20 protein-coding genes, 1 tRNA gene and 1 pseudogene are annotated in these 23742 nt (G+C 63.2%); 6 read left to right on the top strand and 16 right to left on the bottom strand.

The genetic code is table 11. The annotated features are described in order from the left end of the window. The 5 genes from BC360_RS30590 to rpmH all read right to left on the bottom strand — a co-directional run. A partial coding sequence (locus BC360_RS30590; RefSeq protein WP_139109939.1) for a helix-turn-helix domain-containing protein occupies positions 1–252 on the bottom strand: 252 nt, incomplete at its 3' end. A 146-nt stretch (positions 253–398) separates the two neighbouring features. Further along, positions 399–1052, bottom strand: coding sequence for a ribosome biogenesis GTP-binding protein YihA/YsxC (gene yihA, locus BC360_RS06635; RefSeq protein ID WP_065783318.1), 654 nt, complete (start codon positions 1050–1052; stop codon positions 399–401). A gap of 194 nt (positions 1053–1246) precedes the next feature. Next, a complete protein-coding gene (yidC, locus tag BC360_RS06630) occupies positions 1247–3043 on the bottom strand; it encodes a membrane protein insertase YidC (protein ID WP_065783319.1) in 1797 nt (598 codons plus the stop codon). Next, positions 3043–3441 carry a ribonuclease P protein component gene (gene rnpA, locus BC360_RS06625; RefSeq protein WP_065783320.1) on the bottom strand — a complete coding sequence of 133 codons (399 nt, stop codon included), beginning with the start codon at positions 3439–3441 and terminating at the stop codon, positions 3043–3045. The genes yidC and rnpA overlap by 1 nt, the downstream gene beginning before the upstream one ends. Before the next feature lie 20 nt (positions 3442–3461). Further along, positions 3462–3596: a 50S ribosomal protein L34 gene (gene rpmH, locus BC360_RS30585; RefSeq protein WP_012706673.1), complete on the bottom strand. Its 135-nt coding sequence runs from the start codon at positions 3594–3596 to the stop codon at positions 3462–3464. 381 nt (positions 3597–3977) lie between these two features. On the opposite strand from rpmH, the gene BC360_RS06620 reads away from it, so the two are divergent. From BC360_RS06620 to BC360_RS06600, 5 genes are all read left to right on the top strand, one after another. Then, positions 3978–5981: a methyl-accepting chemotaxis protein gene (locus BC360_RS06620; protein WP_065783321.1), complete on the top strand. Its 2004-nt coding sequence runs from the start codon at positions 3978–3980 to the stop codon at positions 5979–5981. Positions 5982–6225: 244 nt separating this feature from the next. Next, entirely contained in the window at positions 6226–7026 is an 801-nt protein-coding gene (locus tag BC360_RS06615; RefSeq protein ID WP_065783322.1) for a TVP38/TMEM64 family protein, read from the top strand. A 16-nt stretch (positions 7027–7042) separates the two neighbouring features. Further along, positions 7043–8467, top strand: coding sequence for a dihydrolipoyl dehydrogenase family protein (locus BC360_RS06610; protein WP_065794659.1), 1425 nt, complete (start codon positions 7043–7045; stop codon positions 8465–8467). A 22-nt stretch (positions 8468–8489) separates the two neighbouring features. Continuing rightward, on the top strand, positions 8490–9971 hold the full coding sequence (locus BC360_RS06605; RefSeq protein ID WP_065783324.1) for a sensor histidine kinase: 1482 nt from the start codon (positions 8490–8492) through the stop codon (positions 9969–9971). A 159-nt stretch (positions 9972–10130) separates the two neighbouring features. After that, a tRNA-Arg gene (locus BC360_RS06600) sits at positions 10131–10207 on the top strand. 213 nt (positions 10208–10420) lie between these two features. Here the strand turns inward: BC360_RS06600 and BC360_RS06595 are convergent. From BC360_RS06595 to BC360_RS33015, 9 genes and pseudogenes are all read right to left on the bottom strand, one after another. Next, positions 10421–10891 carry an aminoacyl-tRNA deacylase gene (locus BC360_RS06595; RefSeq protein WP_065783325.1) on the bottom strand — a complete coding sequence of 157 codons (471 nt, stop codon included), beginning with the start codon at positions 10889–10891 and terminating at the stop codon, positions 10421–10423. Between the two features lie 611 nt (positions 10892–11502). Beyond that, positions 11503–11940 (bottom strand): DUF1810 domain-containing protein, encoded by a 438-nt coding sequence (locus BC360_RS06590; RefSeq protein ID WP_065794658.1) that lies wholly within the window; start codon positions 11938–11940, stop codon positions 11503–11505. 89 nt (positions 11941–12029) lie between these two features. Then, positions 12030–13016, bottom strand: a complete 987-nt coding sequence (locus tag BC360_RS06585) for an aldo/keto reductase (RefSeq protein ID WP_065794667.1) — start codon at positions 13014–13016, stop codon at positions 12030–12032. A gap of 88 nt (positions 13017–13104) precedes the next feature. After that, positions 13105–13689, bottom strand: a complete 585-nt coding sequence (locus BC360_RS06580) for an IMPACT family protein (protein WP_065781422.1) — start codon at positions 13687–13689, stop codon at positions 13105–13107. A 276-nt stretch (positions 13690–13965) separates the two neighbouring features. After that, entirely contained in the window at positions 13966–17673 is a 3708-nt protein-coding gene (gene putA, locus BC360_RS06575; RefSeq protein ID WP_065794657.1) for a trifunctional transcriptional regulator/proline dehydrogenase/L-glutamate gamma-semialdehyde dehydrogenase, read from the bottom strand. Positions 17674–17862: 189 nt separating this feature from the next. Beyond that, positions 17863–18177 (bottom strand): YkgJ family cysteine cluster protein, encoded by a 315-nt coding sequence (locus BC360_RS06570; RefSeq protein WP_053248941.1) that lies wholly within the window; start codon positions 18175–18177, stop codon positions 17863–17865. Positions 18178–18218: 41 nt separating this feature from the next. After that, a complete protein-coding gene (locus tag BC360_RS06565) occupies positions 18219–19025 on the bottom strand; it encodes a phosphodiesterase (RefSeq protein WP_065781420.1) in 807 nt (268 codons plus the stop codon). A 208-nt stretch (positions 19026–19233) separates the two neighbouring features. Next, positions 19234–19572 (bottom strand): tetratricopeptide repeat protein, encoded by a 339-nt coding sequence (locus tag BC360_RS33020; RefSeq protein WP_320416823.1) that lies wholly within the window; start codon positions 19570–19572, stop codon positions 19234–19236. Next, a pseudogene (locus BC360_RS33015) lies at positions 19549–20094 on the bottom strand (sel1 repeat family protein); the annotation flags it as partial. The pseudogene BC360_RS33015 and the gene BC360_RS33020, both read right to left, overlap by 24 nt. A 223-nt stretch (positions 20095–20317) precedes the next feature. Here BC360_RS33015 and BC360_RS06555 point away from each other — a divergent pair. Further along, positions 20318–20938, top strand: coding sequence for a FecR domain-containing protein (locus BC360_RS06555; protein WP_065794666.1), 621 nt, complete (start codon positions 20318–20320; stop codon positions 20936–20938). Positions 20939–20974: 36 nt separating this feature from the next. Here BC360_RS06555 and BC360_RS06550 read toward each other — a convergent pair whose 3' ends face one another. Both BC360_RS06550 and BC360_RS06545 read right to left on the bottom strand, forming a co-directional pair. Beyond that, complete coding sequence (locus BC360_RS06550; protein ID WP_065794656.1) at positions 20975–22849, bottom strand: CHASE2 domain-containing protein; 1875 nt, start codon at positions 22847–22849, stop codon at positions 20975–20977. Positions 22850–22854: 5 nt separating this feature from the next. Continuing rightward, positions 22855–23559 carry a Crp/Fnr family transcriptional regulator gene (locus tag BC360_RS06545; RefSeq protein WP_065781417.1) on the bottom strand — a complete coding sequence of 235 codons (705 nt, stop codon included), beginning with the start codon at positions 23557–23559 and terminating at the stop codon, positions 22855–22857. Positions 23560–23742 lie beyond the last annotated feature (183 nt).

The raw sequence follows: 23742 nt of genomic DNA, 5'->3' as shown, positions 1-23742 counted from the left end.
TTGCCGGTGCCGCACAAGCTTCCTCAAACGCTGTCGCCGCTCTTTGCGGATGTCGTCAGCAACTGTTGGGAAGTAACCGCTATAGTCGGGCAGCTCGCGATCGTGGAATGTGTTGCGTCGGATCTCACGATAGATCGTCGATCGATGACGACCGAGTTGGCGCGCCATTTCTTTGATCGGCAGTTTACGTTCGACAAAGTGGAAGAGGCGGCGGCGATCGGCCCGATTCAGCTGCGAATAGCGTCGGGACATTCCAAAATCTCCAAGGGGAAGCCATTGAAATCATTGGCATGTCGCACTTGAAAATAGAATGTACCTAACGCTTTAACCGTGCCGCATAATTTTCGCCTTAAATCGATTCCGATTTAAGGAATTATGCAGGAGGGCGATTGTCGCTCTCAGCGCGAAAGCGCAAGCTCGATCGTCGCGCGAAGCTCGTCGATGCCTTCACCCTTCTCCGACGAGGTCGACAGCACCTCGGGAAACGCGGCGGGATGCTTCTTGATCTTCTCGAGCGTCTCGGCAACCAGCCGCGGCACGCCGGCGGCCTTGATCTTGTCCGTCTTGGTCAGGATGATCTGGTAGGAGACGGCTGCCTTGTCGAGCAGCGACAGCACGTCCTCGTCGTTCTTCTTGATGCCGTGGCGGGAGTCGATCAGCACATAGACGCGCTTCAGCGTCGCGCGGCCGCGCAGGTAGTCGAACACCAGCTTGGTCCAGGCATCCACCTGCTCCTTCGGTGCCTGGGCATAGCCGTAGCCGGGCATGTCGACCAGCGCCATCGGCGGCAGGTCGCCCGCTTCGCCGGAATAGCCGTCGGGCACGAAATAGTTGAGTTCCTGAGTGCGTCCGGGGGTGTTGGATGTGCGCGCCAGTCCCCTTTGGCCGACCAGCGCATTGATCAGTGACGACTTGCCGACATTGGAGCGGCCCGCGAAGGCGATTTCGGTCGGCCCTTCCGGCGGCAGGAACTTCATCGCCGGGACGCCGCGAATGAAAATCCACGGCCGGCCGAACAGCGGCTTGTCGTCTTTTGTCTTTGTGTCGGCCATCGGTCTTCATTCCTTCGTCAAGATTGGCCTTGGCTTCACGGTTTTGGCCGGCGATGTCAAGCTTTCGGCACGGCGCAGCTAACGAACCGGCCGGATTTACCGGGGCAGCCGTTCGCCGATGAGAACAGCGGGACGAACAAAAAGGCCCCGGACCTTTAAGGTCCGGGGCCTTTTGAAGGCTTGGTTTGCCGGCGTCACTCCGCCGGCTTGGGTTTCTTCGAGAACAGGTTCTTCAGATTGTCGAACAGTTCGATCTTCACGCCCTGGCGCTTCATGATGATCGACTGCTGCAGCACCGAAAGCGTGTTGTTCCAGGCCCAGTAGATCACCAGACCAGCCGGGAACGATGCCAGCATGAAGGTGAAGACCACGGGCATCCAGGTAAACAGCATCGCCTGGGTCGGATCCGGAGGCGTCGGGTTCATGCGCATCTGCACGAACATGGTGACGCCCATGATGATCGGCCAGACGCCGAGATGCAGGAAGGACGGTGCGTCGAACGGCAGGAGGCCGAAGAGGTTGAAGAGCGTCGTCGGATCCGGCGCAGACAGGTCGTGGATCCAGCCGAAGAACGGCGCGTGCCGCATCTCGATGGTGATGTAGATCACCTTGTAGAGCGCAAAGAACACCGGGATCTGGATGAGGATCGGCCAGCAGCCGGCGAGCGGGTTGATCTTCTCTTCCTTGTAGAGCTGCATCATCGCCTGCTGCAGGCCCATGCGGTCGTCGCCGAACTTCTTCTTCAGTTCTTCCATCTTCGGCTGAACCTTCTTCATGTTCGCCATCGAAGCGTATTGCTTGTTGGCGAGCGGGAAGAACAGAAGCTTGACGACGATCGTGGTCGTCAGGATGGCGATGCCGAAATTGCCGAACAGACGGAAGAAGTAATCCATCATTTTGAACATCGGCTTGGTGATGAAGTAGAACCAGCCCCAGTCGATCAGCTTGTCGAAGTTGGGGATAGAATAGGCGGCTTCATAGTTGTCGACGACGGGAACTTCCTTGGCGCCGGCAAAAACGAGGTTCTTGAGTTCCGAGGACTGACCGGCCGCAATCGTGATTGCGTCGCTCTTGTAGTCGCTCTGGTAGCGGGCGCGGCCGTCGGTGAAGTGCGAGAAGCGGGTCTCGTAAGGCGTTGCCTGCGGCGGAACGACCGCTGCAGCCCAATATTTATCGGTGATGCCGAGCCAGCCGCCGGTCGCCTTGCCCGGCTCGATCGCCTTATCGTCCTCGATCTTCGAGTAGCCGACTTCCTGCAGGCCATGATCGCCGATGACGCCGATGAAGCCTTCATGCAGAACGTAGACGCTCGGCGTCGTCGGCTTGTTGAAGCGCGTCACGCGGCCGTAGGACGACAGCGACACCGGCTCAGTCGTACCGTTCTTGATGCTGTCGACCACCTGGAACATGTAGCGTTCGTCGACCGAGATCGTCCGGTTGAAGGTGATGCCCTTGTCGTTGGTGTAGCTGAGGGTCACCGGGGTCGAAGGCGTCAGCTTGTCGCCGCCCGAAAGCGTCCAGACGGTCTGCGGGCCGGGCACGCTGCCGCTTGCCGCATCGCCGACATAGCCGATTTCGGTGAAGTAGCCGTCGGTGGTCTCGGCCGGGCTGAACAGGGTGATGATCGGGCTCTGCTTGCTGACGGTCTCGTGGTAGGCCTTGAGCTTGAGGTCGTCGAAGCGTGCGCCGGTCAGGTTGATGGAACCGGAAACCGCCGGGGTGTCGATTGCAACGCGGGCCGACTTCGCCAGCGCCTGGTCGCGGTTTTCGCCCGTTCCCGGAACTGTGCCGCCAGGCAGGGCCTGACCGGTCGCCGGCTGCTGGGCCGTTGTACCCGGCTGCGATTGGGCCTGCTGAGCCTGCTGGGCCTGCAGCGCTTCCGCAGCGATGCGTTCCTTTTCCATCTTCGGATTGACGTAAAGGAACTGCCAGGCGACGAGGATCAGCACGGACAGGCCAATCGCCACGAAATAGTTGCGGTTTTTTTCCATCATTGTTTCCTGGAACCGGCCGGCGGCCGCTTCTGTTTCGGCTTGTTTTCGATGCGCTCGCCAAGCCCCCGGGTCAAGGCGTGAAAGGGGGCATTCAGGAGATCGCGTCGCGCGACAATCACATAGTCGTGTCCGGGTTTCATTGCAAACCCGGCGGAAAGCCGCACCGCCTCTTTCAGGCGTCGGCGCATCCGGTTTCGCTCGACGGCATTGCCGTGTTTCTTGGTAACGGTGAAGCCGACGCGGGCTTCGCCCTCCGGATCGTTGCGGTCGAGCACTTCGAGGAGAAACAGCGGGCCTCTACGGCTTTCTCCTGCCCGAACGGCCAAAAACTGCGGACGGCTTTTCAGCCGCCCGACAGTCGTTTTGTCTTTATCTGACGTCATGTGCCCGGACACTGGTTTCGGGCAACTTCGGCTTAAGCCGAAAGACGCTTGCGGCCACGAGCCCGGCGGGCTGCGAGGACCTTCTGGCCACCCTTGGTGGACATGCGTGCACGGAAGCCGTGACGGCGCTTGCGAACAAGCTTGGACGGTTGGTAAGTACGCTTCATTTATTTTAATACCGCGGTGTGCGGCCCTTCTTGGGTTTGCCTGTAGCAAGGAGCGTTTACGTTCCAGACATAGCTCCGCCTGTCGGGCAGGCAGGCTTGGCCGGACGTGGGCGGCTTATAAAGGCAAATTTCCCGGAAAGTCAATCATGCGGCCCGTTCGATGGGCAAAAGTGATCGGATCCCGTTCTCCGTGGCAGGCCGATTTCGCACGCGCAACCCGCTATCTCAGACTGGTAAACAGAGCGCTAACCGGCACTCCCCAGAATGCCGGCTGTCCACGGCGATCTTTATTAACCATGCATATTTTAGCGTGGCTGTGGTGCAATGAGGCCGCGACCCTTCCGATAACCGGACAAGTCTTGCGGTGTCGTGGAGGCAGGGATGAAAATACGTGGTAAGATCAATCTGATCGTCGGGGTGATGAGCCTCCTGGCGATCGCGGTGACAGGCATGTCGCTGCTGGTCGTTTCTCAATACAACAATCGGTTCCATCAGTATCAGAACGCTTCGGAGCGCGCCTTCAACGGCGAGCACCTCAATCGACTGGTGACCGGCGTCGTCATGGAAGCGCGCGGGATTTACGCAGCGCCGACCATCGAAAAAGCAAAGCCCTTTGCAGAGGGCATTCTGAAGAACCTCGAAAAGATCGATACGCTGTTCAAGGAATGGCGCCCGCTCGTGCCGGCCGAAACGCTCGCCTCGTTCGATGCGCTGACCAAGCGCGCCGAGGAGTTCAAGACGTTCCGCGTCGAAACAGCGCGTCTCGGCCAGGAGGTTTCTCCGAAGGCGGCCAACGAACAGGGCAACACCGATGCCAACCGCGCCAACCGCAAGGCGTTCCAGGCCGAGATCGACGCCGTCGTCGAAGCCAACCTTGCAACGCTCGAGACCGTCAAGGCTGACATCGCCTCGTTCGAGCGTTCGGTCATCGTCATCATTCTCGGCATCGCCGGGCTCGGGCTTGCCGTTGGTATCGGCACCGCCTTCTACATCGGCACCAACCATCTGAGCCGGCCGATCCTCGACCTCACCGGCAAGATGAAGCTGCTGGCCGGCGGCGACCTTTCCGCCGACGTGCCCTTTGCCGATCGCAAGGACGAAATCGGCGAAATGGCTGCGGCTGTGCAGATCTTCAAGCAGAACGGCCTTGCCGTTCGCGATCTCAACGCCCAGGAAGCGGCGCTGCGCGAAAAGAGCGCCGATCTGCAGACGAGCATCGGTGTCGTCGTCTCGGCTGCGGCCGCCGGCGACTTCACCAAGCGCATCGGCAAGGATTACGAGAACGACGATCTCAACCGCTTTGCGTCGAGCGTCAACGAACTTGTCGGCAGCGTCGATGCCGGCATTGCCGAAACGCGCCGCGTCATCGCCAGCCTTGCTGGCGGCGACCTGACACAGAGCATGAACGGTCATTTCCAGGGCGCCTTCGCCGAGCTGCAGAAGAACGTCAACGAAACGTTGTCGACCTTGCAGAAGACGCTGCGCGAAGTGCGTGTCACCACGGACTCGATCAACGGCAATTCGTCCGAGCTTCGCTCTGCCGCCGATGATCTGTCGAAGCGCACCGAGCAGCAGGCCGCCGCCCTTGAAGAGACGTCCGCCGCTCTCGACGAGATTACCGTGGCCGTCAGGAGCTCGACCGAGCGGGCGCAGGAAGCGACCGTGATGGTCAACGAAGCCAAGGAAAGCGCTGCCGAATCCGCCGCTGTCGTGCGCAATGCGGTCGAGGCGATGGGCCGGATCGAGCAGGCATCGAGCGAGATCGGCCAGATCACCAACGTCATCGACGAGATCGCCTTCCAGACCAACCTGCTGGCGCTCAACGCCGGCGTCGAGGCGGCGCGTGCCGGTGATGCCGGCAAGGGCTTTGCCGTCGTCGCCCAGGAAGTGCGCGAGCTGGCCCAGCGGGCGGCGAGTGCCGCCAAGGACATCAAGGCCCTGATCTCGAAGTCTGGCTCGGAAGTCGCAACCGGCGTCCGGCTCGTGCAGGAGACCGGCTCGGCGCTTGGCGAGATCGAGGAGCGCGTGCTCAAGATCAACGATCATATCCACTCGATCGCCACGGCTGCGCGCGAGCAGTCGACCGGTCTCGGCGAAGTCAGCACCGCCGTCAACCAGATGGACCAGGTCACTCAGCAGAACGCCGCCATGGTGGAAGAGGCCAATGCCGCGACCCACAAGCTGTCGGCGGAAGCCAACAACCTGGCGAGCCTGATCGCCTACTTCAAGCTCGATGGCGCTGCGGCGGCGCGCACGATTGCGCCGGCCAGGGAAACCAGCCGTCCGGTGGAATCGCCCGCGCGCCGGATGATGGGCAACGTCGCCCGCGCCTTCAGCGGCGGATCCTCGGCTGCCGTCGCCAGGGACAACTGGGAAGAGTTCTGATCCGACCGGTTTGACGGATCGCAACCATTGACGCCCGCGGACGACTGACGTCTCCGCGGGCGTTTTCCCTGGAAAAACTGCGATCAAGGCAGGGGTGCCGCCGCCGCGACTGTTGTGTCACGGCAACGTGAGTTGTCTTGTCGGTCCGTTCACGCTGACGTTTTGCGACGCGACCATTCGTTATTGGTGCCCGGTATGGATTCCCGATACTGCAAGGACAGAGTTTTCCAAGAAACGAAATCACATGCACCGAAGCGCCATCAACAGAGCCGGGGATGCCCGCCCAACGCCGCCGCAGGCGCTTGACGGGGGCTCGCCCGAAGACCGCGGCAAGATCGCGTGGCGCCTGGTGCTGTTGGCCCTGCTTGTCGCCGGCGGTTTTGCCGCCTACGCCTTCGGTCTTCAGCGTTATCTCTCGCTGAGCGCACTCGTCCATCACCGCGAGGCGTTGCGCCTCTATGTCGAAGCCTATCCGCTTCAGGCGGCCGGTCTGTTTTTCCTCGTCTATGTCGCGGTGGTTGCCTTCTCGGTCCCAGCCGCCTCGGTTCTGACGATCTTTGCCGGCTTTCTCTTCGGGTATGCCGGTGGCGGTCTTCTCGTCGTTGCTGCCGCGACGCTCGGCTCATGCCTGTTGTTTCTGGCGGCCCGCAGCGTGTTCGGTGATCTCTTGCGGCGGCGCGCCGGGCCGTTTCTCGCGCGTTTTTCCGATGGGTTCTGCCGCAATGCGTTTCTCTATCTTCTCGTCCTGCGGCTGGCGCCGGTCTTTCCCTTCTTCATCGTCAACATCGCGCCGGCTTTTTTCGAGGTGAGATTGAGGACGTTCGCGATGGCAACCTTGATCGGCATCATTCCCGCCACCTTCGCCTATGCCTGGCTCGGCGGCGGGCTCGACGAGGTGATTGCCCGCTCGACCGCTGCCGGTCGCGAGCTGTCATTCTCGGATTTCGCCACGCCGAAGTTGACTTTGGCGCTTGTGGCACTTGCGCTCATTGCGGCATTGCCACTCGTCTTCAAGCGAGTATGGTCGCGCCGCAAGGCTGTTTGACGGGCGTGGGGCAGGCGTGGCGAAGGTCATTAATCCGGATATCTGCGTGATCGGTGGCGGTGCCGCCGGACTTTCCGTGGCGGCGGGCGCCGCTGCCTTCGGCGTTCCCGTGGTGCTGATCGAGCGCGGGCTGATGGGCGGCGATTGCCTGAACCATGGATGCGTGCCGTCGAAGACGCTGATCGCCGCCGCCAGGCACGCGCAGGCGATCCGCATGGCGGGTGGGTTCGGCCTGACCGCAAGCGAGCCCGTCGTCGATTACAAGCGCCTTCATGCCCGCATCCAGGCGGTCATCGCCGGCATCGCGCCGCACGACAGCGTCGAGCGCTTTACCGAGCTCGGCGTCGAGGTGCTGCAGTCCTCCGCCCGGTTCGTCGATGAGAACACCGTTGCTGCCGGCGATCACCTTATCCGTGCCCGGCGTTTCGTCATCGCCACCGGCTCCTCGCCTGCCGTCCCTCCCATTCCGGGCCTGGAAACCGTGCCGTTCCTGACCAACGAGACCCTGTTCGATCTGACCCGGCTTCCGGCTCATTTGGTCATTGTCGGTGCGGGACCGATCGGCATCGAGATGGCGCAGGCCCATCGCCGGCTCGGTGCCGACGTCACCGTCATCGAAAGCCGACGGGCGCTTTTGGACGCCGATCCGGAGCTGGCCTCGATCGCCATTGCCGCGCTTCGGCACGAGGGCGTGGTCCTGCACGAGGCAACGACGATCCTGGCGGCCGAACACGTCGGTAGCCGGATCATTCTGCGGTGCGAAAACGGAAGCGGCGCTTTCCAAGTTGAAGGCAGCGATCTCCTGATTGCAGCAGGCCGTCGTCCGAACCATGCATCCCTCGGCCTTGCTGCGGCCGGTGTGGACTACAGCGACAAGGGCATCGAGGTCGGGCCGGATCTCAGGACCAGCAATCGCCGGGTCTACGCGATCGGCGATGCTGCAGGCGGACTGCAGTTCACGCATGTGGCGAGCTACCATGCACGGCTCGTGCTGCAGCAGATGCTGTTTCGGCTGCCGGCGCGCGAAAACAGGGCGATCGTGCCGAGGGTCACCTATACCGATCCGGAAATCGCCGAGGTCGGATTGAGCGAGGCCGAGGCGCGGCAAAAATTCGGCGCCGTCGACATCATCAGGACCGATCTTGCCACGAGCGATCGCGCCCGCACCGACGGGATCGAGGCGGGCCTGATCAAGATCGTCGTCGGCCGCCGTGGACGCATCCTCGGTGTCGGCATTGCCGCCGCCAGCGCAGGGGAGCTGATCAACATGTGGTCGCTTGCGGTCGCCAACGGCATGACGCTCAAGCAGGTTCGCGGCTATGTCGCACCCTATCCGACCCTTTCCGAGATTGGAAAACAGGCGGTCATCTCCTATTATGCGCCCTTGGCGAAGACTGCCGTCGTACGGTCCGCCATCAGGGCCTTGCGGTATTTCGGCTGACGGACAGGGAATTTTCGGGACGATGAGCGAAGGGGCGCAGCCGACGACGGTGAGTGAAGCGCCGCGAGCCGCAGCGGGCTTCTTCCGCGGGCTTTCGGGCAAGCTGCTGCTTTTGACGATCGTTTTCGTCATGCTGGCCGAGGTACTGATCTTTGTGCCCTCGGTTGCCAACATGCGCATCCGCTGGCTGCAGGATCGGTTGAACACCGTCGCTGCCGCTGCCGTCGTCGTCGACGGCCTGCAGAATGTCGAGCTGCCGCGCAACGTGCAGGATGACACACTGATGGCGACGGGCACCAAGGCGATCGTCATTCGCCGCAAGGATGCCTCGCGGATGATCGCCGCCGCCGACATGCCCTCCGAGATCGACGGCGAATACGACACTGCCAATTTCACTGCCTTTGCCGCGATCCGCGATGCGTTCGATACGCTGCTCTTCGGTGGCGACCGGGTGGTGCGCGTCTATGGGCCGCTCGGTGAAAGCGACGCGGTGATCGAACTGGTCATGGCGGACGCCAGCCTGCACAAGGCGATGCTCGTCTATTCCCGCAACGTGTTCTTCCTGTCGATCATCATCTCGCTGATTACCGCGACCCTGATCTTTCTTGCCATCAACCGGATGCTGATCGTGCCGATCCGGCGGATGACGGCGAGCATGCAGGAATTCTCCGACGATCCCTCCAATCCGGCGCGTGTGCTCGTTCCGCCGGAAGGGCGTGACGAACTGGCGGTCGCCGGCCAGCATCTGGCCAGCATGCAGCGCGAGCTGCAGAAGACGCTGAAGCAGCAGAAGAGTCTTGCCGAGCTTGGCCTGGCGGTGTCGAAGATCAACCACGACATGCGCAACATCCTGTCGTCCGCGCAGCTGATCTCCGACCGTCTCGCCGATGTCGACGATCCCGTCGTCAAGCGCTTCGCGCCGACGCTGCTGCGGGCGATCGATCGGGCCGTCGGCTATACCCGCGAGGTTCTCTCCTACGGCCGCACGACCGAGGCCGAGCCGCACCGCCGTTTCGTCGCACTCAGGCCGCTGGTCTCCGATGTCGCCGAGCTGCTTTCGATCGATCCGCAATCCGGCATCGAGTTCCAGATTCAGGTGCAGGACGACCTTGAGGTCGATGCCGACAGCGAGCAATTGTTCCGGGTGGTGCACAATATCTGCCGCAACGCCGTCCAGGCCCTGACGAATCACGAGGCCGGGGACGGCCGGCCACGCGTCGTCAGCGTTTCGGCGATGCGCATGGGCAGCGTCGTCACCATTTCCGTCGACGATACCGGCCCAGGCATGCCGCCGAAGGCGCGCGAGAACCTTTTTGCCGCCTTCCGCGGCTCGGCACGCTCCGGCGGCACCGGCCTTGGCCTGGCGATTGCGCGCGAACTGGTGCTCGCCCATGGTGGAACGATCGCTCTGGTCGAGAAGCCGACGCCGGGAACGCTTTTTCGCATAGAATTACCGGATCGCCCGGTACCGCTCGATGCGTTTCGCTCAAAAGCCCGCCATTGAAGGGGTTTGCGGGCGATATCGGACGCCGATTTCGCCTTGCCAATCCACAGCTTCAGACCTTTCCGTCGTAAAAATGAAACTTTTTTCGGGAAAGGCGCTTGCAATCCCCGGAAGGACGTTTTAGAGGATCGCCACGCAAGCGGTTCGCCGCTTCGGAACGCACCCGTAGCTCAGCTGGATAGAGCACCAGACTACGAATCTGGGGGTCAGGAGTTCGAATCTCTTCGGGTGCGCCAACAATTTCAAAGCCTTAACTGAAGGCACATTCCTCAGCATTCCCTAGACGTTCCCACCTATGTTTTGGTGCGTTCTTCTGTGCCAGTCTTTCAGTCCTCCGTGAACTTTAAAGATCGCAGGTGAAGGCGTGGCTTCCAACACGCTCTCTGGGCCCCCCGCAGGCACCACTCCGCGTCGACCGCTGCGAGGCGCACGATGCAGGATCGTCGCGTCTACGGTAGGTGGCTGAAGCGAGCGACCTGCGCATCCTTCATCAGGCTGCGAAAGTTAGGCCCGGTGACATGCACCAGTGTTTTGTGGTCGCCGCCTTCGAAATAGACGTCGCTGGCGTCGCCGAGGCTTTCGTCGAGGATCATCGGCACATCGTAGGCTGATCCGATCGGCGGCACCGCGCCAATGTCGCAATCGGCGAAAAGCGAACTGACCTCCTCCTCCGAGGCGAGGCCAAGGCGCTTGTTCATAACACTCTGCAATGTGGAGAGCTCGATCCGGTGCGTGCTCGGAACAACGGCGAGGACGTACCCCATTTCGTGGTGTACGACGACTGACTTGGCCAGTCTGCTGCCCGGGATATGCGCAGCTCGCGCCGACTGGCTGGTTGTCGCTGTACGATGATGGGCGACGGTGTCGTAGGCGACCCCTTCGCCGTCGATATAGTCCTGAAGTTTCCTTGCGATAGTCATAGTTGGCGCCCTTCGTCTCACGTTGTGACGCATAAAGGGACATTCTCCTCTCATCACCTGCGAAGTCAACGACGAGCCTGCGGCCACAAGCGCACGCGCGCCCGATTCGGTTGATTGAAGATCCGGCTATGTTTGCGAGGCTTCTTCGTCGGCGCCACACTTGCGTTGCGACTCAAAAAACAGGGACTGGCTCGCCGTTCCATCCGACCATGATGTGCCTCGGTGAGCCGCAAGAACGGTTGTGATAAATCTATGTATTAGTATAATATAACGTAGAGGTTGCTTACTTGCGTTGCGCCTGATGAGGGGCGGACGAAAGCATCCGGAGGCGTCTGCGGCGGCCGGAAAAGGGGAGGGCATCCTCACGATCTTTTGAAGCCTGCGACTGAAAAACGGCCGGTCCGATTCCCATATAAAAAGAGCCGTACGGCTGATGGAAAGGAGGCGCCCGATGTATCGTTACATGATGAAAGAGCTGCTGGTGATCGTTGCCGGGCTTTCCGTCTGCGCTTTCGTGATCCTGTTCTTCCTCGCGAGCGCTGCGCACGGCGTGTAACCGGGACCCGCAAACCGAACGCCCGTGGCGCCTGCCGCCACCGAGCGCCTGCCTGTCATCCTGACGAAGACCGGCCGAGCAGATCGAGCGTCCGCCGATCCTCTTCCCCCGCGAAATAAAGATCGAGCGCTTGCCCAAAGACGTTGCCCGCGGCTGACGCCTTCGAAAACAGTGTCATCGACGAGCGGAACTTCATATCATCAGGGCTTGCGAAGATTTCGTGTGCCGAACGCCCCGTAATCCCGTTGACGGTCTCGGTGCAGTCGATGAGCCTTGGCCCGAGGATTGGATGGGCGAGGTAGGCCCTGGTTTCGGCGAGCCCGGAAACGGCGAAGCGCGCGGCCATTGGCGAATGCCCGAGCCCCGCAAGCTGGGGGAAGACGAACCACATCCAGTGGGTCTCCTTGCGGCCGCGTCGCAACTCGTCGAGCGCCGCCGCATAGACGCGCTCCTGAGCGTCGACAAATCGTTGCAGCATGAAAGGGTCGGCCATGGTCCCTTCTCCCGCCCTGGCGCGTCTGTGTGCCCGCCAGGGCCGTGTCAACCACCGTCGGTCAGGCCGGTCGGCAGCGGCGATGCATTCTACCAGCGGTGATGAACATGAACCTTGACCAGCCGCGCGTAAAGCGCGGCGATGGCGGCCCTGGTTTCTCCATCGATGGCAGGCAGCGCGCTGGCAGCCGCATTGGATTGCGCCTGCGCCTCGTTGCGGGCGCCGGGGATGACGACGGAGACGGCTTCCTGCTCCAGGATCCAGCGCAGCGCGAACTGCGCCATCGGCACGCCTGCGGGCACCAGCGGGCGAAGCTGCTCGACGGCTTCCAGTGCCGCCTCGAAGGGCACGCCTGCGAAGGTCTCGCCGACATCGAAGGCTTCGCCATGGCGGTTGAAGTTGCGATGGTCGTCGGCGGCAAACGCCGTGTCGGGGGTGATCTTGCCCGATAGCAGCCCGGAGGCGAGCGGCACGCGCACGATGACGCCGACATGCTTCTTTTTCGCTTCCGCGAAGAAGAGGTCCTGCGGGCGCTGGCGGAAGATGTTGTAGATGATCTGGACGGTGGCGACACCCGGATATTCGATCGCCTTCAGCGCTTCCTCGACCTTCTCGACCGAGACGCCGTAATGGCGGATCTTGCCCTTGGTGACGAGCTGGTCGAGCGCGCCGAACAGGTCCGGGCGGTAATAGACTTCGGTCGGCGGGCAGTGAAGCTGCACGAGATCCAGCGTTTCGACGCCAAGATTGCCGAGGCTGCGATCGATGAAGGCCTCGATATTGGCGCCGGTATAACCTTCGGTGACGTGCGGGTTCAGCCTGCGTCCGGCCTTGGTGGCGACGAACGGCTTTTCGCCGCCGCGCTCCTTCAGGACGGCGGCGATGATCTTTTCGGACCGGCCGTCGCCATAGACGTCGGCGGTGTCGACGAAGGTGACGCCGCTGTCGAGTGCTGCATTCAGCGCGCGCTTGCCGTCCGTTTCGCTGACGTCGCCCCAGGATCCGCCAATCTGCCACGCGCCGAAGCCGACCTCGGAAATCGTCGCGCCCGTCTTGCCCAGAATTCTCGTTTTCATGCTGATCATCTCCCTGGCGTCGATATTGTTGTCGGTTATTCAGTTTGTCGGTCGTTTTTATGATGATTTGACCTGCAAAGGGAAGTCGTCAGTCTTCGGTAGAAATGACCGCGCGCCCGCGACTGAGATCGGTGACCATGGCAAAAATGCCGTCCGCCTCGTCCTTGCGCATGTCGACGGTCATCACCGGCCCCTTGTCGGTGAAGGTTTCACCGGCGATCGTCACGTCACGGGCCAGAAGACGGGCCTTGATCAGCGCCAGATCGGCAAAGTCGCAGGCAATGGTGGCGTGCACCGTCTCGATCATTTCGATCTTCTCGGCCGCGCGCAGGCAGAGCGCCGCGGTGCCGCCATAGGCGCGCATCAGGCCACCACTGCCAAGCAGGATGCCACCGAACCAGCGCGTGACCACGACGACGACGCGATCGAGCGATTGCCCGTCGATCGCAGCAAGGATCGGTTTGCCCGCAGTGCCGCTCGGCTCGCCGTCATCGTTGAAGCGATAGGCCTGGCCGATGCGCCAGGCCCAGCAGTTGTGGTTGGCCGCCGGGTCCGAATGGGCGGTGAGGAAGGCCCTCGCCGCCTGCTCGTCGGGCACGGGCGCGCAGATTGCCAGAAACCGGCTCTTCTTGACGTCCTGTGTTGCCGTTTCGATGTGCTTGAGGGTGAACATCCGCTGCTTCCGTTTGTTCAACGCTGATAGCGGATTGGGCGGATTGGCGCCATCCCAGGTTATTCAACCCTCATCCCTGTGCCTGTCACAGGAATCCAGTCACGGTGCGTCCGCGCCGTGGGAGAGTCGTTTTCTCATTCTTACTGGAGCGGTTTATTGGCGCCGTGGACACGGCGCGGCTGGATCCCTGGGACAAGCACAGGGATGAGGAGGACTAGATCGTTTCCCTCTCCCCGCGTGCGGGGAGAGGTGTCGTCAATGTTAGCCTTACGGCGATCAGCCGATCGCCATCAGGCTGGCATTGCCGCCGGCGGCGGCCGTGTTGATCGAGGTGGACACCTCTTCCAGCAGCCAGTTGAGGCAATAGGCGTCCGGGTTGCGGCCGATCTCGCCGGTCGAGGCGGCCTGGACCAGAACCAGCGGCCCCGGCAAGCCGGCGATCGCCTTGCTGACCTCGCGGACGCGCTCGCCTTCGCCTTCGACCAGCGCGCCGGCAAACGGACCGTCGGCCGACCAATTCTTCGACCAGGACAGGCGGGCAGAAACGCTGGCCGGCAGATGCTTCAGCGAGGACTGCAGGCCCGATGCCGCGTCGATGACGACGGCGTTGCCGGTCGCAAGTGCTGCGCCGAGCTGGTGGTAGAGGCCGGTTTCGGTAGCGGGCACCAGGAGCACGCGGCCGCGCTGATGCAGGGCGTAGAGATTGCGCTCGCCAACCGGGCCCGGAAGCTCGGAGATGAGGCCGAGTGCCGAATTGCTGCCGGCGGTGCGGGCCGCTTCGGCTTCCGTCCTGGCACCCTTGCCGTCGAGCCATTTGGCGAAATCGAGCAGTGCCGGATCGGTGTGCACGGAGCTGTGCTGCGGCGGCACCGGGGCGGTGACAACGAGACGGCCGAGATAGAGGGGACCGCCGGCCTTCGGGCCGGTGCCCGAAAGGCCGCGGCCGCCGAAGGGCTGCACGCCGACGACGGCGCCGATGACGTTGCGGTTGACGTAGAGGTTGCCGGCCTTCACCCGTGCGGTGACATGGGCAATCGTTTCGTCGAGGCGGGTGTGCAGGCCGAAGGTCAGGCCGTAGCCCGTCGCGTTGATATCGTCGATCAAAAGATCGAGGTCGTCGCGGCGGTAGCGGATGACGTGCAGCACGGGGCCGAAGACCTCACGCTTGAGATCGGCGAGCTTTTCGAGTTCGACGATCGTCGGCGGTACGAAGGTGCCGAGCTCGGTTTCAGATGCGAGGCCGATCTGTTCCACCTTGCGGCCCATGCCGCGCATGGTTTCGATATGCTTCTCGATGATCCCTTGGGCTTCCGCGGTGATAACCGGACCGACATCGACCGAAAGCCGGTCGGTACGGCCGATCTTCAGCTCGTGCAGTGCGCCCTTGAGCATGGCGAGAATACGGTCGGCGACATCTTCCTGCAGGCACAGCACGCGCAGCGCCGAGCAGCGCTGGCCGGCGCTGTCGAAGGCCGAGGCGATCACGTCGCCGACGACCTGTTCGGCGAGCGCCGAGCTGTCGACGATCATGGCGTTCTGGCCACCGGTCTCTGCGATCAGCGGGATCGGCCGGCCGGACGGCGACAGCCGGTCGGCAAGCTGCGCCTGGATGAGGCGTGCGACTTCGGTCGAACCGGTGAACATGACACCGGCGATTTCGGGGGCGGCAACCAGTGCCGCGCCGATGCGGCCGTCACCGGGCAGGAACTGCAGCGCGTCGGCGGGGATGCCGGCTTCGTGCAGGATGCGCACGCCTTCGGCGGCGATCAGCGGGGTTTCCTCAGCGGGCTTTGCCAGCACCGGATTGCCGGCGACCAGCGCCGCGGCAATCTGGCCGGCGAAGATCGCCAAGGGGAAGTTCCACGGGCTGATGCAGACGATCGGTCCGAGCGCCTTGTGGGCAGGGCCAAGGGTGCGGCGGGTCTGTTCGGCATAGTAACGCAGGAAGTCGATCGCTTCGCGCACTTCGGCGATGGCGTTCGGCAGCGACTTGCCGGCTTCACGCACGATCAGGCCGAGCAGCGTCGGCATGCGGGCCTGCATGATGTCGGCGGCACGCACCAGGGATGCGGCACGCTCTGCCGGTGAAACCGCCGACCAGCTCGACGCCGCCTTCGAGGCAAGGCTTGCCGCCTGGCGGGCGTCCGCTTCCGATGCCTCGGTGACAGTGCCGACGATATCGCGGTGGTCGCCGGGGTTGACGACGGGGCGGGACTCGCCTGCTGCCGGACCGGTTGCCAGCTGCGGAACCGCGCGCCAGTTGACGGCAGCACTTGCCTTGAGCGCCTCGGTCAGCGATGCGAGCGAGCTCTCGTTGGAAAGGTCGAGGCCGGCGGAGTTCGGACGTGCATCGCCGAAGAGGCCGACCGGCAGGGCGATCTGCGCATGCGGCGCGCCGACCACCGGCATGCCGCGCACGATGTCGACGGGATCGGCGACCAGCTCGTCGATCGATACCTTGGGGTCGGCGATGCGGTTGACGAAGGAGGAGTTGGCGCCGTTTTCGAGCAGGCGGCGAACCAGATAGGCAAGCAGCGTCTCGTGGGTGCCGACCGGCGCATAGATGCGGCACGGCCGGTCGAGATTGGCCTTGCCGACGACCTCGTCATAGAGCGGCTCGCCCATGCCGTGCAGGCATTGGAACTCGTACTTGCCGACCTGGAAGTCCTTGCCGGCCAGTTCGTAGATGGTGGCGAGCGTCTGGGCGTTGTGGGTGGCAAACTGCGGGAAGATCACGTCCGTTGCCGCCAGCAGCTTGCGGGCGCAGGCGATGTAGGAGACGTCGGTGTAAATCTTGCGGGTGTAGACCGGGAAGTCTTCGAGGCCATCGAGTTGGGCGCGCTTGATCTCGGCGTCCCAATAGGCGCCCTTGACGAGACGAACCATGACGCGGCGGCCGGAGCGACGGGCGAGGTCGATGATGAAGTCGAGCACGAAGGGGCAACGCTTGCCATAGGCCTGGACCACGAAGCCCATGCCGTCCCAGCCCGAGAGGTCCTTATCGAGGCAAAGCTCTTCGAGCAGATCGAGCGAGAGTTCCAGCCGGTCGGCTTCCTCGGCATCGATGTTGAGGCCGATGTCGTATTTCTTGGCGATGACGGCGAGTGCCTTCACCTTCGGCAGAAGCTCGTCCATGACGCGGGCCGACTGCGCGCGCACGTAGCGCGGATGCAGCGCCGAAAGCTTGATCGAGATGCCGGGACCTTCATAGATGCCGCGTCCGGCCGATGCCTTGCCGATGGCATGGATCGCCGTCTCGTAATCCTGGTAGTAGCGCTCGGCGTCGGCGGCCGTGGTCGCGGCTTCGCCCAGCATGTCGTAGGAGTAGCGGAAGCCCTTCTGCTCGAGCGCGCGCGAGCGGCGCAGCGCCTCGTCGATGGTTTCGCCGGTGACGAACTGCTCGCCCATCATGCGCATCGCCATGTCGACGCCACGGCGGATCACCGGTTCGCCGCAGCGGGCGATCAGGCGCGTCAGCGCGGCAGAAAGGCTGCGGTCGTTGACGGTGGACGTCAGCTTGCCGGTAACGACCAGGCCCCAGGTCGCGGCGTTGACGAACAGCGAGCGGCCGCCACCCAGATGCGACTTCCAGTCACCGTCGGCGATCTTGTCGCGGATCAGCGCGTCGCGTGTCGCGGTGTCGGGAATGCGCAGCAGCGCCTCGGCCAGGCACATCAGCGCCACGCCTTCCTGGCTCGACAGCGAATATTCGTGCACCAGTCCTTCGACGCCGGAACCCTTGTGTTTTGCGCGCAGGGCTTCGATCAGTTTGCGGGCGGTCCTGGCCGCTGCCTTCTGTGTCTCGGCCGGCAGCGTTGCGGCTTCTACGAGCGGCGGCAGGGCTTCGGTCTCGGGCCGGCGGTAGGCGGCGGTGATCGCCTGGCGCAGCGTGCTCTGCGCACGGATCGGCGGTGCGAAGTCGGCAAAGGGTGCCGGGGCCGCATCGGCCTTTGGGCTGGATTTTTGAAGCTGGGTCTGGCTCATCGAACGCGGTCCTCCGGAAGGCGGTGACAAGGCGCAATGCGCCTCTGATTTCATGGGCAGAAAATACGTGTCGTGCCGCCGAACATCCATCCGGCAAATTCCGTCATTCTCGGAATGTTTCACTACCGCAGCGCCGCCAGACCGATGGGGATGCGGAAGGTGAGCTTGAGTGCCGGATGATCCTAAGTTCTACGCGGCCTGCCCGAAGTGCCGTTCGCGCGCCATCAGACACTCGTCGTCACCGGGCATGCAGGTGCGACAGACGATCGGCCTGACCGCGTAGATCTTGCACGAGACATGCACGCCGAGCTTGCCGCCAAGGGCCGTGCAACGGTTCTCCTCGCAGCGCATGCCGCCGAGATCCGCGGCGACATACTCCGCCGGTATCAGATCGAGCTCCTCGTCCGTCTCCATCGAGAATCGCGGCCAGTCGGAGGAGTAGGCGCAGCAGGCGCCGCAGCTCTGACAGTCGAGGATTTCATCGGTGGCGGTGGCTTGGGTCATGGGCCAACTTAGCATGAAGGGCAGCCGGCCGAAATGCCCTGTCATGCCACGGCGGCATCTCTGCGGGCGATTTCGTAGTCCTCGGTATGAACGAGGACGCCATCCATCGTCACCACGGCAATGCCGTAGGCGGCGGGTTCGTCGACCGAAAGCGAGGCATCCGGCGCATCGAACGGCATCGGCTGCTGGTGCACCGGGCTCTTGAAGACGGAGAAGGGTATGCCGCGGCTCGAGCCACTGATCGTTCTGTGGACGTGGCCGGCGAAGATATGGCGCACATTGCCGTGTTTCTTCACCAGCGCATAGAACTCGACTTCGTTGACCAGGCGGATCATGTCCATGCCGGTGAAGCCGGTCGCGTGCGGCGGATGATGCATGAAGATGAGCACTGGCTTGTCGCCGGCGTCGGCCAACTGACGATCGAGCCAGGCGAGGCGTTTCTGGCACAGAAGGCCGGCATGGCTGTTGGGGTAGTCGTAGGGCGGCGCAAACAGCGTGTCGAGCAGGATCGCCCGGCAATCGTCAAAGTCGATCACCTGCTGCACGAAGCCATCGTCGTCCGTCACCGCTTCGGCAAAGACGTCGAGAAACACGTCGCGCCGATCGTGATTGCCGACCATGATCGCGGCCGGCGGGATCAGCTGGTCGATAAGACCTTTCAGCCGCTCATAGGAGACGCGATCGGCATTGTGGGCAAGATCGCCGGTGAAGATCACCCGGTCGGCATCCGCGTGGTAGCGGTTCACATGCGCAATGCCGTTGGCAAGGCGCTGATAGGGGTCGAGGCCGATGATGGTCGTGCCTTCGGGCACCATGTGCAGGTCGGTAAAGATGATCAGCTTCGTCATGGAATTTCCGGAAGATGGATGTTTTCCCGCCCAAGCTGTAGCGGGACCGGCCGCACGTCAAGCTGCATCTTTGGGCGGGATTTGCCGGTCGCGGATCGCGTTGCTTGCACGTTTTGGAGGATACGGCGGGATTGCCTGGGGAGCGCAGCCAAGAGGAGCATCGGCGATACGTCAGGCGGGCCGACCCCTGGGGGCGGGCCCGCAATGCTCACTTGATGCGGCTCGTCTTATCGAGCATGGCCGTCTCGAAATTGTTGGCTCCGCTGAGTTCGGCGAACTTGCGCCCCGCATAGGCGTCGCCCTCGGCCGCAGCCTTGTGGAAGACGGCGCGTGCGGCGGGTAGGTCCTTGGTCATGCCTTCGCCGGTTTCCAGCATCAGGCCGAGATTGACCATGGCGTCGACGTTGCCGCGCTCGACGGCGAGCCGATAGAACGTGGCGGCCCTGGCGTTGTCTTCCGGCACCAGCTTGCCTTCATCCAGGATGACCGCAAGGTTGAAGGCGGCGACATCGTCGCCGGCGAGCGAAGCCCGCTCGAACCATTCGATTGCCAGCTTGCCGTTGGCGGCGGTGCCCATGCCGTCGCGGTAGGCGACGCCAAGATTGTAGGCGGCAAGGACGTTGCCGGCTGCTGCGGCTTTCTGGTTGAGCGCGAATTCGGTTTTGATGTCGCCCTGTTCGCCGACAAGCACCGCATGGTTGGTCATCGCCAGCGCATGGCCATGTTCCGCTGCTTCGCCAAGGATGCGCTGCGACTGGATCTTCTGGCCGGCCTTGTCGAGCACGCGCGCCAGCTGAAACTCTATGCGCGCGCCGGCATGCTGGTTATAGGCCTCGCGGCAGGCCGAAAGCGCAATGCCGATCTTCATGTCTTCGGTCGCAACAGCCGGGTAGGCGTGGTTGCGCTGCAGGTCGAAGATGCTGCCCGCCTCGCGGTCGCAGATGTCGGCGGCCGAAAGGTCGGCTGCGCGGGCGGGAGGCAGCGCGATCGCCGCAAGCGCCAGGAAGCTGACGATGGCGAGAAGCAAGCCGTTGAAGATACGAATGCCTGTTTTGCGCTGATTTTCCATGGTGCTCTCCCGTCTCCTGAGGCCAAGTTAGCCTGACGGTTCCGCACCGCCTGTTCCGGCGGTAACAGCCGGATTGCCGGGGGTCTGGCGAAGTGGGAAAGTGTGGCAAGCAGCCTATCAACGCGCATTCGGCTTGTTTCCCCCGGTATCGGGAATATTCTCTGGGAAGGTCGGCCGCTCGAAGGCTCTAACAGGGAGAAGGACCATGATGGACCGGAAGCCGATGCGGCAGATGCTGGTGAGCAGGCGCGTCGTCGTTGGCGGCCTGTTGTTGGCGGCCATGGGCGGCGGCGTTGCAACCACCATGGCGAGCCCGGTGATCGGCAAGGCGACGGAAATCCGCGGCGATGTTCGCCGTCGGCAGACCGAGCAGGAAGAGGCGCTCGCTGTCGGCGCGCAGATCTTCGACAACGACCATGTGCGCACTGAGGCCGAAAGTTTCGCAACGCTGGCCCTCGGTACCGACACCCGCGTCCTGCTGGGCGCGGAGACGGACCTCCTGGTCGATAGTTTCATTGCCGGCCAGGGCGGTACGCTGGAGCTCGGCGTCGGCCGGATGGTGTTCGACCGTCCCGAGGGGGTGCCCAAGGTCGACGTTGCCGTCAGGACCGCCTTCGGCATGATCGGTGTGCGCGGCACCAAGTTCTTTTGCGGCCCGAGCCGGGTCGCCTTCGCCGTCTTCGTCGAGCATGGCAGCGTCTCGGTCGAGGGGGCCGGCGTAACGCGCGTCGTCGGCGCGGGCCAAGGCGTCGAGCTCCGGCAGGCGGGCGATGCGCCGAGCGAACCGGTCAACTGGGGGCAGGCGCGGATCCGCGAAGCCTATGCCAGCGTTGGCGTGCAATAGCGCCGACAGCGCCAAGTATGAAATATACAGGGAACGCTACACCTGTTCAGGGTCGGCGATCGTGAAGAGCTCCATCGTACCAAAGCCGCGGATTTCATGTTCGCCGAGCGAGCGGAGCGGCTGCCTACTTTCCGCCGCCGCCGCCGGGCCGACGCAGATGGCCGTGCCGAGAAATTTGTTTGCCTCCTGCAGTCGCGCTGCAAGGTTGATGGCGTCGCCATGAGCGGTGTAGTCGAGCTTGCCGCCGGCGCCGACCTCGCCAAGCACCGCCTGGCCAGTCTCGATGCCGATGCGCGTGCGCCCGAAATTCCGTGCTGCGAACTGCGGCCGCCTGCGCATCTCCTCCGTCAACGCATGGATTGCCTTGGCGCATTCGATCGCCTTGTCGACATGATCGGTAAGATCCTCCGGCGCGTTGAAGAAGGCATGCACGGCATCGCCGACCACCTTGTCGACCATGCCGCCATATTGCGCCACCAGCCCGTTGACTTCGGTGAAATAGATGTCGAGCAGGGCGATGAGGTCGCGCGGCCCGAGTTTTTGCGAAAGTCTCGAAAAGCTCTCGATGTCGGTGAACAGCGCCGTCACCGCCCGTTCCTCGCCCGCAACCCGGGCAGCACCTGGATTGTCGATGTAGCGCGCCACGACGGATTGCGGCAGATATTGCGAGAATTTTTCCCGCGCCGTCGCCTCCGCCCGCCGGATATGGCCGAACTGCAGCGTGCTCGTTACCGCCAGAACGGCGGCGAGCGCGACCGAGATGCTGATCGCATCCACGAGCCAGCCGCTGCTGCGGTAGATGGCGGCAGCCGCTGCGACGACGACGGCAACCGCGACGATGCCGAGTGCTGCAGATGTCATCGGCCGCAGCCTTGCCGCGCCGTAGGCGGCGGCGATGCCTGCCGCGAGCGAAAACAAGGCTTCGATCACGGGAAGCCGCGCGTCACGCCGCGGAATGAAGCCGGTGGCGATTGCATTGGCGATATCGGCGTGGATCTGCACCGAGGGCTCGAGCGGCATCGAGGCGCTTGGCCTGAGGCCGCCGAGGTTGGGCAGGCTGCTGCCGATGAAGACGAGTTTGCCCGAGAGCCTGGCTTTGCCTGCTTTCCCTGAGAGAATGTCGGCCGCCGAAATCGTCCGGGCTGCGATCTCGTCAGGGTCGCTCGCGACGAAGCGCAGGCTGCCGGTATCGTCGAGCGTGATGACTTGCCGGTCGACACGCAGCCAGGCCGGATCGCCGCCGAGGATCGGCGTTCCCGCACCGATCATCAGCCGCGTCGCTTCGATCGCAAGCGTCGGATAGGCCTCCTCGCCGAGGATAGCGAATGCCTGCACCCGGCGGATGCGGGCATCCTCGTCGCCAACGAGAAACGATGCGGCCGCCGCCTTGGCGTGGTCCATGAAAGCGGGGCAGGAGGTTTCGGCGCCGTCGAGGAACCAGAGTTCCGGCGCTGCGAAAGGCCGGCTCAGCGCCAATTGCGGCACCAGGCGGGGGCGCTCCTGCAGCGTATCGGCAATGAGAAAGCCGAGGACGACGGGCAGTTTCGAGACTGCCTCCGAAAGCGCTGCATTGCCCGGCAGCTCTACGGCACAATCGGAACTGAAGACGAAGTCGACGGCAACGACCTTGGCGCCTGCCTCGCTCAGTCCGGACAGAAGTTCGGCGGTTGCCGCCCTGTCCCAATCACCGTTCGGCCGGGATTGATAGGCTGCCCGGTCGATGTCGACGACGACGATGTCGGGCGACTGCGGTGACGGCATCCATTGCGTCAGGCTGTCGAAGAACAGTTCCCGCTGCGTTTCGAACACCGGTTGCGCATAGAAATAGAGTGCCAGTGCGACGATCAGGCTCGTCAGGATCCCGCCGGCCAGCGGTGTGAAGCGAAAGTGCCGGCGAGGTTGCACGGTCATGCCGCCTAATCCTCTTCTGGATCGGCGATGCTGAGCAGCCGGCCGACCTTGCAGGCGATGATGCCGTCTCCCCGCTTGATCGCACCGCTCTCTTCAAGCCACAGGATGGCCCGGTTGACCTTGGGGCGGCTGGCGCCGAGCACGCCGGCGATATCCGTCTGGCTCATCGTCAGGCGCAGATTGGCGCTTTCGGGAAGCTCGTTGCCGTGGATCTGCCGGAGCGTGGCCAGGAAGAACCGGGCGACGCGGGCATTGAGGTCGTAGAGCGCGATGGTTTCCAGCCGCTCGGTGGTGTCGCGCAGCTGCGCGCAGAGAAAGCGGATGACGGACTCGGCTGCCGCAGGCCGGGTCGTGACCATGTCGAGAAAGGCCTTCTTGCCGATCACATAGCCTTCGGCCGCGGTCTGCGCTGTTGCATCTGCCGATCGTGCCTGGCCGTCGAGCACCGCCATCTCGCCGAAAATCGCACCGGCTTCATGCTGGCGCAGCATCAGTTCGCGGCCCTGCGGCGTGATTAGCGACAGTTTTATGCGGCCCGATATGACGACGATCATGTAGTTGCCTTCGTCGCCGCGCTGGAAGATCACCGTGCCCGCCGGCCACTTGCGATAGGTGGCAATCTCGGCAAGTTCCTCGATCGTCGTCTTGTCGAACCCTTCGAAGATCGCGAATGAGCGCCAGAAGGCCGGGCTCCTGTTGATTTCGTTCATGAGATGCCCCCGCGCGGCGTCCCCTGCCGCGCCTGAATTTCGCGCAGCGGCCCCTTCGTTGCAACAGAAAAGAACACTTGAGGCCGAACCCGCGCTCCCGACGAAGAAAAGGACTGCGCAGACAGTGCTCAGACCCAAATGTCGGTTGACGATAAATCCCGGTTGTCTCTAGGCTGTGAACGA

The organism is Ensifer sp. LC163 (assembly GCF_001695855.1).
Taxonomy (GTDB): Bacteria; Pseudomonadota; Alphaproteobacteria; order Rhizobiales; family Rhizobiaceae; genus Ensifer.
Note: the sequence above shows the minus strand (reverse complement) of the source record. Positions and strands in the feature narration are given on the sequence as shown.

Bases quoted from the DNA above. Each gene is read 5' to 3' on its own strand.
- yihA (WP_065783318.1), bottom strand. From the start codon at position 1,052: ATGGCCGACACAAAGACAAAAGACGACAAGCCGCTGTTCGGCCGGCCG.
- yidC (WP_065783319.1), bottom strand. From the start codon at position 3,043: ATGGAAAAAAACCGCAACTATTTCGTGGCGATTGGCCTGTCCGTGCTG.
- rpmH (WP_012706673.1), bottom strand. From the start codon at position 3,596: ATGAAGCGTACTTACCAACCGTCCAAGCTTGTTCGCAAGCGCCGTCAC.
- BC360_RS06620 (WP_065783321.1), top strand. From the start codon at position 3,978: ATGAAAATACGTGGTAAGATCAATCTGATCGTCGGGGTGATGAGCCTC.
- BC360_RS06615 (WP_065783322.1), top strand. From the start codon at position 6,226: ATGCACCGAAGCGCCATCAACAGAGCCGGGGATGCCCGCCCAACGCCG.
- BC360_RS06605 (WP_065783324.1), top strand. From the start codon at position 8,490: ATGAGCGAAGGGGCGCAGCCGACGACGGTGAGTGAAGCGCCGCGAGCC.
- BC360_RS06595 (WP_065783325.1), bottom strand. From the start codon at position 10,891: ATGACTATCGCAAGGAAACTTCAGGACTATATCGACGGCGAAGGGGTC.
- BC360_RS06590 (WP_065794658.1), bottom strand. From the start codon at position 11,940: ATGGCCGACCCTTTCATGCTGCAACGATTTGTCGACGCTCAGGAGCGC.
- BC360_RS06585 (WP_065794667.1), bottom strand. From the start codon at position 13,016: ATGAAAACGAGAATTCTGGGCAAGACGGGCGCGACGATTTCCGAGGTC.
- BC360_RS06580 (WP_065781422.1), bottom strand. From the start codon at position 13,689: ATGTTCACCCTCAAGCACATCGAAACGGCAACACAGGACGTCAAGAAG.
- putA (WP_065794657.1), bottom strand. From the start codon at position 17,673: ATGAGCCAGACCCAGCTTCAAAAATCCAGCCCAAAGGCCGATGCGGCC.
- BC360_RS06570 (WP_053248941.1), bottom strand. From the start codon at position 18,177: ATGACCCAAGCCACCGCCACCGATGAAATCCTCGACTGTCAGAGCTGC.
- BC360_RS06565 (WP_065781420.1), bottom strand. From the start codon at position 19,025: ATGACGAAGCTGATCATCTTTACCGACCTGCACATGGTGCCCGAAGGC.
- BC360_RS06555 (WP_065794666.1), top strand. From the start codon at position 20,318: ATGCGGCAGATGCTGGTGAGCAGGCGCGTCGTCGTTGGCGGCCTGTTG.
- BC360_RS06550 (WP_065794656.1), bottom strand. From the start codon at position 22,849: ATGACCGTGCAACCTCGCCGGCACTTTCGCTTCACACCGCTGGCCGGC.
- BC360_RS06545 (WP_065781417.1), bottom strand. From the start codon at position 23,559: ATGAACGAAATCAACAGGAGCCCGGCCTTCTGGCGCTCATTCGCGATC.